The sequence below is a fragment of the Blochmannia endosymbiont of Camponotus sp. genome, from assembly GCF_023586365.1.
Classification (GTDB): domain Bacteria; phylum Pseudomonadota; class Gammaproteobacteria; order Enterobacterales; family Enterobacteriaceae; genus Blochmanniella.
The window spans coordinates 428,338-443,930 of the sequence record NZ_CP097759.1 but is presented as its reverse complement, the minus strand read 5'-3'; the positions used below and the strand labels follow the sequence as shown (position 1 = coordinate 443,930).

Here is a 15,593-nt window from a genome sequence, read left to right as displayed (position 1 = left end):
ATCAATATTTTGATTATATATTCAAATATGGCAAATAAAAATCATACCTAAATATTTGATAACGATAAGTGAGATGGTATTAAGATTCATGGTATATATATTGTTTAACTAATTTTCAGATAGTAAGTATCACGGTAACAATAGAGTACGACGGTGATTGTATTGAATAATGTGTGCTATTGTATATGAAGTTAAATGTATTATATTCAATATCGTACCGTATCCAATCTTATTAGCTGTACATATGATGGATTTTTAATTTTAGTTGCAATCCAAATATTAGTATGAACGCCAAGTATATTCGAGAATTTATATATCACAAAATATGATTGTGGACATGTTGAGTTTATTATATGATGTTAAATATTTCTACATTTAGAGAAATATTATAGATTAATAATTGCTTCTGAAATTCATGATAACAGCATCATCGCAACATCACAAGAATTTCTTATTCATATAAGAAATGATTTATGATAATAACATCTATGTTAATTCTATACAATATAGCAATAAACGTATCATGTTCTTATTCAGTTATAATTATAAAAATTTATAATTTCAGATATTGAAATTATTCGATCATTAAATATCAAGTTTATGCATTTTATGCATGCTCGAGTTATTTTAATTTTATTTATGTCTGTTTTTATAGAATAAGAAAAAAATCGAAAATTTTTTAAAAGTAAAACACCAACAAATGATTATACTACCAAACATCATTAACGATGTTTTATAAATTTTTAAAAAATATATTTATTTAAGTAGATTGAATATCAAACAATATTCAACACTCTAAATGCTAATAGCAATAATCACATTAATATAAGCTGGTTTTTTTTAACCGCATATTATAGATATTTTGGTGTATTTAAAATATTTCTTACAAATCTTCTCCATAAAGAACAGCCACATATTATAGAAAATTGTTTAATGTTTTTAATAAAAATGCTATTAGATATCAGAATATTGCTAGATTGTGTTTATAATTAAAAATTATAAAAAAATTTAATTGATATTAAATTTAAATAAGTGAAACACTTTAATACTATATTGGAAAGGTTGTAAATAATAAGTAGTCGCATTGTATAAGAGAGACGTATCTACATCTATAGAACATAGGTATGAATATTGTCATACCTTAGCAAGTTATAATTGTGATAATATCAATATTGGTATTAATTAATATTTAAAATATTTAAAACATTAATAATATCTTATGGTATTATTTAATTTTATTTATTCAATAATTAATTATTAATTAATATAATTTGTTCATATATATAAATATATATGGCTCGCGTATTTATTCGTTTTTAATTGATTATTTAACACTAATCATAATATTTTATAAAAAAAGATAAAATTGCTTATTTAAATAGACATAAATTGTTGTAGATTTGTGTGATTCATTATGTGACCTACTGTCACGTATAATCACAGGAAAGCAAATTATAACCGATTGTCAATCTACCTGAGTATTGTAACGTATATCAATAATATAATTTTTATGAATCAATTACCGCATAAGTATCATTCTGCCATTGTGCAACGGACTTTATGTTTTTTATATACTGTAACGTGTGTTTTTTTATTTATTATCATTTTGATTATAGTGTATGGAATATTTTTAGATAAGAAGGTTCAAAGACGTATTGATGGAAAAGTTTGGAGACTACCTACGATTATTTATAGTCGTATGATCAATGTAGAACCTAATATGGCGTATAATAAAAGCGATATAATTAATTTATTGGAAGCGTTACAGTATCGTCAAGTCTCTAAAATTACTCATTCAGGAGAATTTGTTGTACATAATAATGATATTGAATTATTTCGTAGATCTTTTAGTTTTCCAAGCGGAGAAGAGGGAGAGATACATGTATCCTTTTTTTTTAATCAAGAAAAATTACTCCGCATTTACAATCAAGACACAAAGAATAATTTTGGTGTATTTCGATTTGATCCCAAGATCATATCTATTTTATACGCTCCCAATAAGCAACAAAGATTATTTATACCAAGATCAGGGTTTCCAGATATCTTAATAGATATGTTGTTAGCTGTTGAAGATCGTTATTTTTATCAGCATGATGGTATTCAAATATCTTCTATTGGTCGTGCTTTTTTAGCAAATGTTTTTTCTGGTCGTACTGTACAAGGCGGAAGTACTTTAACACAACAATTGGTAAAAAATTTATTTTTAAATAATACCCGATCATTGTGGCGTAAATTTAATGAAGCCTATATGGCTTTAATTTTTGATCATCGATATAGTAAAGACCGCATTCTTGAATTATATTTGAATGAAATATATTTTGGTCAAAATGGAAATGATCAGATTCATGGATTTCCTTTGGCTAGTTTTTATTATTTTGGTCGACCGGTAAATGAATTAAGTATAGATCAACAAGCAATGTTAGTGGGGATGATAAAAGGCGCGTCTTTATATAATCCCTGGAAAAATCCACACATCACACTGGAACGTCGCAATTTAATACTCAAAATGTTAGAACATAGAAATATTATTGATAAAAAAATATGTGCTATTCTTAGTGAACGACCTTTAGGAACGCAAGCAAAGGATGCGATATTGATTATACAACCTGCTTTTACACAAATGGTAAATGAAGAAATACAAAATATTGATCAAATTAATGATTTTTCTGGAATAAAAATATTCACTACGTTAGATCCTATTTCTCAAAAAGCAGCAGAACAGGCAATGGAATTGGGTATTCATAAATTAAGGCATGATTATAATGTGAAAGATTTAGAAGGAGCTATAGTTGTAGTAGATCGATTTAGTGGAAAGATACGAGCTATGGTAGGAGGATCTGATCCCCATTTTTATGGATTTAATCGTGCTATGCATGCTCGTCGTTCTATAGGCTCATTAGCAAAGCCAGCGATTTATTTAGCAGCTTTGAGTTATCCTAATAAATATCACCTTAATACATGGATTGCTGATGAGCCTATTCATTTACAACAACCAAATGGAGTAATTTGGTCCCCTAAAAATTATGATCGAAAATTTCGAGGAAAGGTCACTCTTATTGATGCTTTTATTAAATCTCTCAATGTACCTACTGTTAATTTAGGTATGACAATAGGATTAGATGCTATTTCTGATGTTTTAAAAACATTAGGCATTTCGCCTGATTTTATTTCTTCCTTTCCATCTATCCTTTTAGGATCCATTAGTTTAACACCTATAGAAGTCGCGCAAAAATTTCAAACTATTGCCAGTGGCGGACAATATTCAGCCTTATCATCTGTTTGTTATATTATGAACGAAGAAGATATAGTATTATATCAACATTTTACTAAGACAGAACGCGTTATCTTCCCTCAAGCAGCTTATTTAACGTTATATGCAATGCAACAAGTAGTAACACGAGGAACTTCTTGTATTTTATCTTTAAAGTTTCCTTGTTCTCAGTTAGCCGCAAAAACCGGAACTACTAATGATTTTCGCGATAGTTGGTTTGTTGGAATTGATGACACAGAAGTAACTGTGATTTGGATAGGACGTGACAATAATGGAAGAACTAAATTAACAGGTACTAATGGCGCATTAACTCTATATAATTTGTATTTAGATCATAAAAATCCCACTCCTTTACATTTAGAACCACCTAGTGGTATTCAGAACGTAGCTATAGATAATTGTGGCAATTTTACATTACATGATAGCAACAACAAAAATACTGGTTGTCAGGTTTTGCCGGTATGGGTGGACGATTGGCAATTATTATTTCAGTCGTTTAAAGAATCAAAAACAATTTCATATAATCAACAATTGATAAATACCGTAGAAGAACGAGGTACTTACAATACAAACGAATAGATAAATAATTTTTACTATAAATAATTATTAATTCTTTGGAAAAAGAGAAATATGATTCTATACTAACAACATCCAACGACACTTTATATCGTCTTATACGACAGCATGATATTTAGATTTTTCCTAATAAAATAAAATTTATTTATGTAGTATATGCTTATAAATTGTAAATAATGTCACTGTATATGACATATATTGGCAATTATATGAATTTTTTAGTGGATTGATTTTTTTATACAGTTAAATATGCTCAAATTATAAATTGATTAATTATTGCAAAACGAATTATAAAGTTTTTCGATATAAAAGGCTGATAATTATGAATAATAATGCGAAATTTCCTGTACAATTGACTGATTTTGCAGCCAGAAAAGTAAAGTTTTTCATTGAAAATGAAATAATTAATAGTGATTTGCATTTAAAATTGCGCGTATATATTATAGGAGGGGGTTGTGGTGGATTTCAATATGGTTTTGTTTTGGACGATAAAATTTCTAGCGATGATTGCATTATAGAAAATAACGGCGCTACTTTAGTAATAGACCCTATGAGCCTGCAATATTTATTTGGGGGTATTATAGATTATTATGAAGGATTAGAAGGGGCTCGATTTGTTGTAATTAATCCAAATGCCAAGAATACCTGTAGTTGTGGTTCTTCTTTCAGTGTATAAATATTTGTTATATATAACAAATATTTATACACATAGTCAAACATACTATGTTTTACTATAATTATGTTCATCAAATATTATTATATTAAATTTGTATCATATATACATCGTGTTTTGTATGGTATAGTATAAACTTCAAGTATTGAAAGTTATTACCGCGACTACTCTATATAATGAGTGAGTGTTATTTTTTTTTGCAAAAGATTACGTAGTGTCATGATACTCAATGGGCGTACTGTTATTTATTTTTTATAGCCAAGTTATGTAATGTTTAATGTTTTATTTGCAATCGAATAATTCATTTATTAATTATCAAAGTTTGCAGAACATTTAGGATGATAATAATAAAAAATTTTTCTAAAAATAAAGATAAGCATTATAATAATTACTTGTTTGACTAATAATCCGCCATGATCATAGAAAAAATTTTAAAACCGTGAAAAAATTAAATGTGTAATTTGGGTTGATATGTGAGAGTGAATTATATTTTTGTAACTGGTGGAGTAGTATCATCTTTGGGTAAGGGCATTGCTACAGCATCTTTGGCTGCAGTTTTAGAGGCTCGCGGTCTCAGTGTAACTATAATAAAATTAGATCCTTATATCAATATGGACCCTGGTACAATTAGCCCCGTGCAACATGGAGAAGTGTTTATTACTGAAGATGGAGCAGAGACTGATTTAGACTTAGGACATTATGAGCGTTTCATCCGTACTAAAATGAGGCATCACAATAACTTTACTGCTGGTAAAATTTATGCTGATGTTTTGCGGAAAGAGCGTCGTGGAGATTATTTAGGCGCTACGATACAGATTATCCCTCACGTCACTGATACCATAAAGAAATGGCTTATAGCAGGTGCTTCTGGTCACGATGTGTTATTAGTAGAAATAGGTGGTACAGTAGGTGATATCGAATCATTACCCTTTTTAGAAGCTATTAGGCAAATGGTGATGGAAGTAAATAGAGAACAAACTTTATACATACATCTAACATTAGTGCCTTTTATTGCAGTATCTGGAGAACTAAAAACTAAGCCAACACAACACTCAGTAAAAGAATTGCTTTCTATTGGTATTCAACCTGACATTTTAATTTGTAGATCTGATCGAGTAATTAGTAGTAGTGAACGAAAAAAAATTTCTTTGTTCTGCAATGTACCTAAGCAAGCGATAATTGCTCTGCAAGATGTAGATTCAATTTATAAAATACCTGCTTTACTTAAAGATCAAGGATTAGATAATTATATTTGCAAACGTTTTAATTTAAATTGTCCTGAGGCAAATCTATCAGATTGGGAAGAAGTAATTTATTATCAAGAACATCCGATAGGAGAAGTGACTATCGGTATGGTAGGTAAATATATTAAATTGGTAGATGCTTACAAATCAGTAACAGAAGCATTAAAGCATGCTGGAATAAAAAATCGGTTTATTGTTAATATTCGTCTTATTAACTCCCAAGATGTGGAAAAATTAGGTATAGAAAAAACATTGAAGGATTTAGATGCTATTTTAGTGCCTGGAGGATTTGGTTATCGCGGAGTGGAAGGAAAAATTTTATCCGCACAATACGCTCGAGAAAATAATATACCGTATTTTGGAATTTGCTTGGGCATGCAAGTAGCATTAATCGAATTTGCTCGCCATGTTGCTGGAATGCCAGAAGCTAATTCTACAGAATTTGTAACTAATTGTAAATACCCAGTAATAGCTTTAATAACTGAGTGTAAAGATGAGAATGGTATTTTTATAACACACAATAATAATGCTAATTTGGGTGGTACTATGCGTTTAGGTAATCAAGCGTGTTATTTAATTAAGGGAAGTTTAACGCATCAAATATATGGTAAAAGTACTATATTAGAACGTCATCGACACCGTTATGAAGTAAATAATATGTTATTAAAACATATAACACATGCTGGATTGAGTTGTGTTGGTTTTTCTGAAAAAAATAATTTAGTAGAAGTAATTGAATATCCAAATCATCCATGGTTTATAGGTAGTCAATTCCACCCTGAATTTAATTCTACACCTCGTGAAGGGCATCCTTTATTCATAGGTTTTATAAAAGCTGCAATAGAATACCAACATCGTCATAATAAATTAATTTAGCGTATACGAATCAATATTTATGATATTATTTTTCGGTTTGTATGCAAATAAAGATTAATTCACAAAGGAAATAAAAATGCCTAAGATTTTGAATATTGTTGGACGTGAGGTTATTGATTCTCGCGGTAATCCAACAGTAGAAACCGAAGTATATATTAAAGGTGGTTCTAGAGTAGCATCTGTTCCGTCTGGAGCATCCGTTGGTTCTCAAGAAGCTTTAGAGTTGAGAGACAACAATAACAATCGGTTTTTTGGAAAAGGCGTAACAAAAGCGGTCAGCGCTGTAAATGGACCCATTCATAAAGCATTAATAGGTATGGATGTAACGCAACAACGTGTTATTGATACCATTATGATTGATTCAGATGGAACCAGTAATAAATCAAAATTTGGTGCTAATGCTATTTTGAGTGTTTCTTTAGCGGTTGCAAAAGCAGCTTCGGCATTTAAAAATGTTCCATTATATCAGCATATCTCTGATTTGTATGATGCATCAACAAATACATTTGTATTACCACTCCCTATGATGAATATTATTAATGGTGGTAAGCATGCTGATAATAATTTAGATATTCAGGAATTTATGATTATCCCGATTGGGGCAAAAACCATCAAAGAAGCAATTCAGATGGGATCTGAAATATCACATAATTTAAGAGTAATATTAAATAATAAAGGAATATCCACTCAATTAGGCGACGAAGGTGGATATGCTCCTAACCTTAATTCTCATGCCACTGCATTAGAATTAATACAAGAATCTATAGAACAGTCCGGTTATATTTTTAAAGAAGATATTGTTCTAGCAATAGACTGTGCCGCATCTGAGTTGTTTGATGCGCCTACCAATAAGTATAACGTAAAAAGTGAAAAAAAGTTTTTTACTTCTGAAGAGTTTACTGATTATTTATCATCATTAGCCCAAAAATACTCAATAGTTTCTATTGAAGACGGACAAAGCGAATATGATTGGAATGGATTTGCTTACCAAACCAAAGTTCTTGGTGATAAAATTCAACTGGTAGGAGATGACTTGTTTGTAACTAATATGAATTTATTACAAATAGGTATTAATCGAAATATTGCAAATTCTATTTTAATTAAATGCAACCAGATAGGGTCTTTAACTGAAACATTAGAAACGATTAGAATGGCTAAAAATGCGGGGTACGGCACAATTATTTCACATCGCTCCGGAGAAACTGAAGATACAAGTATCGCTGACATAGCCGTGGGTACATCTGCAGGTCAAATAAAAACTGGACCTGTGCGTTGTTCTGAACGAGTAGCTAAATACAATCAACTAATTCGTATAGAAGAAATGTTAGGAAAAAAGGGAGTGTTTTATAGATTTAAAAAGTAAACTGATGTCACATAGTTGATGCTGTAATTCAGTATATTAAAAGTATATATATAAAATTAGATAAAAGAACATTTTTATAGAAAAATTAAAAGATGAAACAGTTTGCATGTTCTATATAATAATAGAGCATCAATTAAAAGGTAATTATTTTGCGTGTTTTTTGATATGGAAAATATATATAGTTATTGCTATGAACCAAACAAGAGCTTATATAAATGTATATATGAGTATGAGTAATATAGTTAATTCTTAATGCGTTTTTATTGTATTGTGTTGTAAATTATTTCTTATTAATTTCAAAAAATTTGAATAATTGATTATATGCATATATTTTATATTGCTACTATAATAACTTCTACTGAAGTAGATGCATTTTATGTTTTATTGCAGTTCATGTTGCTTTAAAATAACAAGAAATAATTCTCAAAAAATGTTTTTTAATGAGATCTAAAAAATTTTCAAATTAAATTTATTTATATATGTTAGTAACCTATATTATTTAATACCCAAATAAAATAGGTTACATGGATATATTAATATTTTTAAAAATATGCGCATTCTTACCAATTTGTAAGATTTGTTTTCTATGAAACAAAATTGAGTAGTTTAATTGAATGATGAAAAAAACAGCACATAATGAAATAACACCGTTAACTTCGGAACAATTAGATTATATTCGATCATTTTTAGTTACTTTGTCCAGTTCTCAACTGATTTGGATATCTGGATATTTATGGGGATTAGCCAATGTTGCAGAACCTAACAAAATAACTGATATTTCTGAAAACACTAAAATAGAAGGTGTTCGTTGTAATAAAACAATTACTTTAATATCTGCTTCTCAAACTGGAAATGCACGTCAATTAGCTGAGAAATTACGCGATGATATTCATGCGATTAATCTAGATGTCATGTTGTTTAATGCTGGGGATTACAAATTTAAGAAAATTTCTAAAGAAACATTATTAATTATTATTACTTCCACCTATGGAGAGGGAGAACCTCCAGAAGAAGCAATTGCGTTATATAGGTATTTGTTTTCTAATAAAGCAGTGAAAATGACAAATACTCATTTTGCGGTATTTAGTTTTGGCGATCGATCATATGAATATTTTGCTAAAGCTGGAAAAGATTTTGATCACCGATTAGAAGAACTTGGGGCGCATCGATTATGCGATCGAGTCGATGTCGATATCGATTTTAAAGAAGAAGCTAATGTATGGAGAAAAAAAATAGTTCTTTTATTAAAAAATAAAATAACATCTCCTTCTATATTTAATCAAAATAATAAAAGTTGCAGTCTTGAACAAGTAAATCACACTGTATGTAACAAAGAATATCCATTAATTGCTTGTTTATCAGCCCGATACAAAATTACTAGCCGTGATTCACTTAAAGATGTGCATCATTTGGAGATAGATATTGCTGATTCTGATTTACATTATCAACCAGGAGATGCGTTAGGAGTGTGGTATGAAAATGATCCTAATCTTATTAATGAGTTATTAGAAGTATTAAGGTTGAAAGGAACTGAACAAGTACAAGTTAAAGAAGAGCCAATGTTTCTTAGTGAAGCGTTACAGAAACATTATGAATTAACTCATAATACTTCTGTTGTCGTAAAAAATATAGCTACTATTGCTCAAGATAAAATGTTGTTGGATTTATTCTGCAATTCAGAAAAATTAAATAAATTTATTTTAACTACGCCTATAATTGAAATGATGCATCGAGTATCAATTGCAATAACTCCGAAAGAGTTATTGCAAGTATTGCGTCCTATGAAACCCCGATTTTATTCCATTTCTTCCGCTCAATCAGAGGTAGGAGATGAAATACATATTACTGTAAGCGTAGTACGTTATAAGACAAATGAACGCTTTAGAACAGGTGGTGCGAGTGGTTATTTAGTAGATCGCATAAAAGAAGATGAAAAAATGCGTATTTTTATTGAACCTAATAATAATTTTAGGCTACCAAAAAATCCTAATGTTCCAGTTATTATGATTGGAGCTGGAACGGGCATTGCTCCGTTTCGTGCTTTTATGCAGCAAAGATCTGCAGATAATGCATCAGGAAAAAACTGGTTGTTTTTTGGGAACTTAAGATTTATAGACGATTTTCTTTATCAAATTGAATGGCAACGTTATTTCAGAGATGGTTTATTAACCAAAATTGATACAGCTTGGTCCAGAGATCAAAATAATAAGATTTATGTGCAAAACAAATTGTTAAGTAATAGCGTAGAACTTTGGTCATGGATTCAAGAAGGAGCGCATATTTATGTATGTGGTGATGCTCAACATATGGCTCAAGATGTAAATAAGGCTTTAGTTATGTTAACATCTAAACACGGGAGTATGGGTTTAGACAAAGCGAATGAATTTTGGCATAACATGCGGATACAACATCGTTATCAGAGAGATATTTACTAATGAACAAAAAATATAATAATAACAATGATAAAAATATACTGGTATTATCCGATAATGAACGAATCAAACAAGAAAGCAACTTTCTAAGAGGTACTATTGCCCAAAATTTAGACAATAATTTAACCGGTGGATTTAATACAGAAGATGCTCAATTAATTAGATTTCATGGAATGTATCAACAAGATGATCGCGATGTACGTGTGGAACGAGCAAATCAAAAACTAGAACCACTAATTAATATGATGTTACGTTGTCGTTTACCAGGTGGCGTGATTATGCCGGCGCAATGGTTGGCAATCGATGATTTTTCAGAAAAATATACTTTATACGGCACGATACGTCTTACTACTCGGCAAACCTTTCAATTACATGGTTTATTAAAACCTAACTTGAAAAATGTGCATCGTTTATTGAATGAATTGGGATTAGATTCTATAGCTACTGCTGGTGATGTAAATCGTAATGTAATATGCACAGCTAATCCAATGGAATCAACATTACATCATCAGGTATGGGAATTGGCGAAAAGTATTTCTTCATATTTACTGCCAAAATCTAATGCATATGCAGAAATTTGGTTAGATTCAAAAAAAACAGAATCTACAGACTCTGAGCCAATTTTAAGCGCTACTTATTTACCTCGTAAATTTAAAATAGCAATTGCGATACCACCTATAAACGATGTAGATGTTCATGCTAACGATCTTAGTTTTATTGCTATCAGAGGTGATAACACTGATCAAATAATTGGTTTTAATGTGTTAGTAGGTGGAGGATTAGCAATGACTTACGGAGATACTACTACATATCCTCGTAAAGCTAGCGAATTTGGATATATTTCTACAAAAGATGTTTTAAAAATTGCAGAAACAGTAGTTACAATACAAAGAGATTGGGGAAATAGATCCGATCGTAAACATGCGAAAACAAAATATACTTTAGATCGAGTTGGAGTAACAACATTTAAATCAGAAGTTGAACGTCGTTCTGGAGTAACATTTCATCCAATTCATCCTTATGTATTCACGGATAGAGGCGATCGATTTGGATGGGTGCAGGGTATTGATGATTATTGGCATCTTACTTTGTTTATAGAAAACGGAAGAATATCAAATAATAATCCCCGTAAATTGTTAAAACATGGGATTGCAGAAGTTGCGCAAATACATTCAGGTTCTTTTAGATTGACTGCAAATCAAAATTTAATTATTTCTGGAGTATCTAAGGACAATAAATTAATGGTTGAAAGTACATTAAGAAAATATGGTGTAATCAATGATGATATTACACCGCAACGAAAAGCATCTATGGCATGTGTAGCGTTTCCTACTTGTCCATTAGCAATGGCAGAAGCAGAACGATTTTTACCAAAATTTATTACTAAAATAGAAAATATCATGTCTAAATATAGATTAGAAAAAGATGCTATTATTTTACGGGTAACAGGTTGTCCTAACAGTTGTGCTCGTGCGATGTTATCAGAAATTGGATTAACAGGAAGATCAATTGGGCGTTATAATCTTTATTTAGGAGGTAATAATATCGGTACGCGTATTCCTCGATTGTACAAAGAAAATATTACGGAAAATGATATTTTAAACATCCTTGATATGACTATTAGTCGTTGGGCACAAGAGAGAAATAATCACGAATCTTACGGAGATTATGTAGTAAGGTCTGGGATAGTTCATGCTGTTATAAATTCTGAAAAAGATTTTTATGATGAATAAACCATTAAATGTTATTAATCATTGCTGGACTTTTACGGAACTCAATTCACTAGACATTAATGAACAGAAGTTGATTTTAACTAAAATCAATCAATATTTAGAATCTTTAAATACGGTAGATAGGTTCAGATGGGCTGTAGAATATTTACCTAAGCAAGCAATATTATCTTCAAGTTTTGGTATTCAGTCATCAGTCAGTTTACATTTAACTACTCATTATTATCCCAATATTCCGATTATTTTAATTGATACTGGTTATTTATTTCCAGAAACATATCGATTTATCGATCGATTAACAGAAAAAATGCAATTAAATTTACATGTATTTTCTCCGAATCAATCTGCAGCATGGCAAGAAGCACGATATGGTAAATTATGGACACAGGGTGCAAAAGGAATCAAACAATACAACGCTATTAACAAAGTTGAACCTATGCATCGTGCTCTAAGGACGCTGAAAGTGGAAACATGGTTTGCAGGATTAAGGAGAAATCAGTCAGATAGTCGTAAAAAATTACCAATAATAACTATTCAAAATGGAATTTTTAAATTCCTGCCTATCGCTGATTGGAATTCTCTTCAGATTCATAGATACATTGAAAAACATTCTTTGGAATATCATCCATTGCGACAAAAAGGTTATGTATCAATAGGAGATGTACATACTAGCAGAAAATGGGAACCTGGTATGAAAGAAGAAGATACACGTTTTTTTGGACTACAACGTGAATGTGGTTTACATATTATTGAGTGAATTTATTGTTTATATGAAATATTTATGTGATTATACTTTATTTGCATTATTATATGATAATTCCTTCCAGGATAATATGGAAGGTTGTTAACAGTATCCTATTTGAGATAGTATGTGTTCTCATATTTTAGTCATTATTAAATATTTATATATAGACATTTTATGATTGTAGAGAATACAATTAAAAAATGAAGACATAGAACTATTATTCTAATTGTAATTTTGTACTTGTATAATCATATTATATATATATATTAAAATTTTTATATTTACTATACTTAAAGTAATCGACGTAATACCATGGAATATTTACCGATATTTATTGATCTCAAAAATAGGCCAGTGCTAGTAGTTGGAGGAGGTACTGTTGCTGCGCGAAAAATACAAATGCTACAAAGGGCGGGCGCTACTATTACATTAGTAGCGCCCGCCCTTTGTACAGAATTAAAAAAAATTTTAATTACACAAAGTATCAATTGGATTAGTAAAAATTTTCAACCTATTATGTTAAATAAAGTAATTTTAGTGATTGTAGCAACCAATGATTCTAAATTAAATGCTTTAATATACCACAATGCTGAAAAACACAATATTTTAATAAATACTGTAGACGATAAGAATAAATGTTCATTTATTTTCCCTGCTATTGTTGATCGTAATCCCGTGTTAATAGGAATTTCTTCTTGTGGAAAAGCACCTGTATTAGTGCGTATTTTACGTGAAAAACTTGAATTGTTATTACCAAAGTCTCTGGGATTTGTAGCAAAATTGGCGGGAGCATGGCGTAATCAAGTAAAACAGCATATTGTAGATACAGTACTTAGGCGTCAGTTTTGGGAGAAAATATTCTATAATGGGCAGGTTGCTACCTTAATGGAACAAGGTCGCCCTAAAGAAGCCAATAAAGTTTTTAACTATGCGCTCAACAGCTCTATAAACGATAAGAATAATAAAAAAGGGCACGTCACGTTAGTAGGGGCAGGGCCCGGAGATATAGGATTGTTAACTATCAGAGGGTTGCAAGTGATGCAACAAGCAGATATCATACTATACGATTACTTAATAAATTCAGATATTTTAGACTTAGCCCGGCGCGATGCCGATAAAATTTGTGTTGGAAAACGTGTTGGAAATCATTCAATTGCTCAAAAAAAACTCAATCAATTTATAGTACAATTAGCGCAAAAGGGAAATAAAGTCGTTAGATTGAAAGGAGGAGATCCATTTATTTTTGGTCGGGGCGGTGAGGAATTGCAAGCAATATCAGAGGCAGGTATTGCTTTTCAAGTAGTTCCTGGTATTACAGCAGGAATCGGTGTCACAGCTTATTCTGGTATTCCTTTAACTCATAGAAAGTATGCTCATAGCGTTGTTTTTATTACAGGGCATAATGCAAGTGGCGATAATCAATTTAACTGGAACAGTTTATCAAACAATCAACAGACATTAGTAATTTACATGGGTAAGCTTAATGCTATAAGTATTAGGAATAATCTAATCATCCATGGGAGAAATATGCATACCCCCGTTGCTGTAATTAGTCGAGGGACATATCAAGATCAAAAAATTTTAATTGGGACCTTAATTGAATTAGAAAAGTTGGCGAAAATGGCTAATTATCCTGCTTTGTTGGTTATTGGCGATGTGGTGTCATTACATAGTAAAATCAATTGGTTTGGTCAAAAAGCATTGAATTACTATCCTATTAATTCAATTATTAATTTGATATAAGTTAAAAGGATAATATATGATCTACAATAGAAAGCATATGACTTATTTTCATAGATTAGAGTCAGAAAGTATCTATATTATTCGTGAAGTAGTTGCTGAGTTTCAAAACCCAGTTATGCTATATTCTATTGGTAAGGATTCTTCAGTAATGTTACATTTGGCTCGAAAAGCATTTTATCCTAGTGCACTGCCTTTCCCCTTATTACATATAGATACTGGTTGGAAATTTCATGAAATGTATACATTTCGAGACAATACTGCTAAATCTTATGATTTAGAGTTATTAGTACATAAAAACCCAGAAGGTATATCTATGGGGATTAACCCATTTATTCATGGTAGTGCTAAACATACGGATATTATGAAAACAGAAGGATTAAAGCAAGCGTTACATCAATATAGTTTTGACGCAGCTTTTGGAGGCGCTCGCCGTGATGAAGAAAAAGTTAGGTCTAAAGAACGGATTTATTCGTTTCGAGATAAATTTCATTGTTGGAATCCTAGAAAACAACGTCCGGAATTATGGTATAATTATAATGGCAAAATTAATAAAGGAGAAAGTATTCGTGTATTTCCTTTATCCAATTGGACAGAATTAGATATTTGGCAATATATTTTTTTTGAAAAAATTGATATAGTATCATTATACCTAGCTAAAAATCGACCCGTAATTTGTAGAAATGGTAATTTGATTATGGTAGACGACGATCGAATCAATCTTACATCTGAAGAATTTATAGAAACACGTATGGTACGATTTCGTACGTTGGGGTGTTGGCCATTAACCGGAGCGATTGAATCGCAAGCAGAGACATTACCTGAAATAATTGAGGAAATGTTAATATCTAAGAAAAGTGAGCGTCAAGGTCGAATTATTGATTTTGATCAATCCGGATCTATGGAAAGCAAAAAACGTCAAGGTTATTTCTAAAGGGATCAT

Annotated in this window: 9 protein-coding genes; all 9 read left to right on the top strand. The window is 30.6% G+C overall.

The genetic code is table 11. The features are described from left to right. Positions 1–1,510: 1,510 nt before the first annotated feature. The 9 genes from mrcB to cysD all read left to right on the top strand — a co-directional run bounded on the left by mrcB (position 1,511) and on the right by cysD (position 15,584). On the top strand, positions 1,511–3,850 hold the full coding sequence (mrcB, locus tag M9407_RS01910; protein ID WP_250236797.1) for a bifunctional glycosyl transferase/transpeptidase: 2,340 nt from the start codon (positions 1,511–1,513) through the stop codon (positions 3,848–3,850). Positions 3,851–4,169: 319 nt separating this feature from the next. After that, entirely contained in the window at positions 4,170–4,523 is a 354-nt protein-coding gene (gene erpA, locus M9407_RS01905; RefSeq protein ID WP_250236795.1) for an iron-sulfur cluster insertion protein ErpA, read from the top strand. Positions 4,524–4,993: 470 nt separating this feature from the next. After that, positions 4,994–6,640: a CTP synthase gene (locus M9407_RS01900; RefSeq protein ID WP_250231447.1), complete on the top strand. Its 1,647-nt coding sequence runs from the start codon at positions 4,994–4,996 to the stop codon at positions 6,638–6,640. Between the two features lie 76 nt (positions 6,641–6,716). Next, positions 6,717–8,003 (top strand): phosphopyruvate hydratase, encoded by a 1,287-nt coding sequence (eno, locus tag M9407_RS01895; RefSeq protein ID WP_250236793.1) that lies wholly within the window; start codon positions 6,717–6,719, stop codon positions 8,001–8,003. A gap of 614 nt (positions 8,004–8,617) precedes the next feature. After that, positions 8,618–10,438 (top strand): NADPH-dependent assimilatory sulfite reductase flavoprotein subunit, encoded by a 1,821-nt coding sequence (gene cysJ / locus M9407_RS01890; RefSeq protein WP_250236792.1) that lies wholly within the window; start codon positions 8,618–8,620, stop codon positions 10,436–10,438. Continuing rightward, positions 10,438–12,168: an assimilatory sulfite reductase (NADPH) hemoprotein subunit gene (gene cysI / locus M9407_RS01885; RefSeq protein WP_250236790.1), complete on the top strand. Its 1,731-nt coding sequence runs from the start codon at positions 10,438–10,440 to the stop codon at positions 12,166–12,168. Before cysJ ends, cysI begins: the two co-directional genes overlap by 1 nt. Beyond that, entirely contained in the window at positions 12,161–12,922 is a 762-nt protein-coding gene (locus tag M9407_RS01880) for a phosphoadenylyl-sulfate reductase (RefSeq protein WP_250237411.1), read from the top strand. Before cysI ends, M9407_RS01880 begins: the two co-directional genes overlap by 8 nt. Before the next feature lie 300 nt (positions 12,923–13,222). After that, positions 13,223–14,653: a siroheme synthase CysG gene (cysG, locus tag M9407_RS01875; RefSeq protein WP_250236788.1), complete on the top strand. Its 1,431-nt coding sequence runs from the start codon at positions 13,223–13,225 to the stop codon at positions 14,651–14,653. A gap of 37 nt (positions 14,654–14,690) precedes the next feature. Beyond that, a complete protein-coding gene (gene cysD, locus M9407_RS01870; RefSeq protein WP_420022297.1) occupies positions 14,691–15,584 on the top strand; it encodes a sulfate adenylyltransferase subunit CysD in 894 nt (297 codons plus the stop codon). Positions 15,585–15,593 lie beyond the last annotated feature (9 nt).

Bases quoted from the DNA above. Each gene is read 5' to 3' on its own strand.
- cysD (WP_420022297.1), top strand. From the start codon at position 14,691: ATGACTTATTTTCATAGATTAGAGTCAGAAAGTATCTATATTATTCGT.
- mrcB (WP_250236797.1), top strand. From the start codon at position 1,511: ATGAATCAATTACCGCATAAGTATCATTCTGCCATTGTGCAACGGACT.
- cysJ (WP_250236792.1), top strand. From the start codon at position 8,618: ATGATGAAAAAAACAGCACATAATGAAATAACACCGTTAACTTCGGAA.
- cysG (WP_250236788.1), top strand. From the start codon at position 13,223: ATGGAATATTTACCGATATTTATTGATCTCAAAAATAGGCCAGTGCTA.
- erpA (WP_250236795.1), top strand. From the start codon at position 4,170: ATGAATAATAATGCGAAATTTCCTGTACAATTGACTGATTTTGCAGCC.
- eno (WP_250236793.1), top strand. From the start codon at position 6,717: ATGCCTAAGATTTTGAATATTGTTGGACGTGAGGTTATTGATTCTCGC.
- M9407_RS01880 (WP_250237411.1), top strand. From the start codon at position 12,161: ATGAATAAACCATTAAATGTTATTAATCATTGCTGGACTTTTACGGAA.
- cysI (WP_250236790.1), top strand. From the start codon at position 10,438: ATGAACAAAAAATATAATAATAACAATGATAAAAATATACTGGTATTA.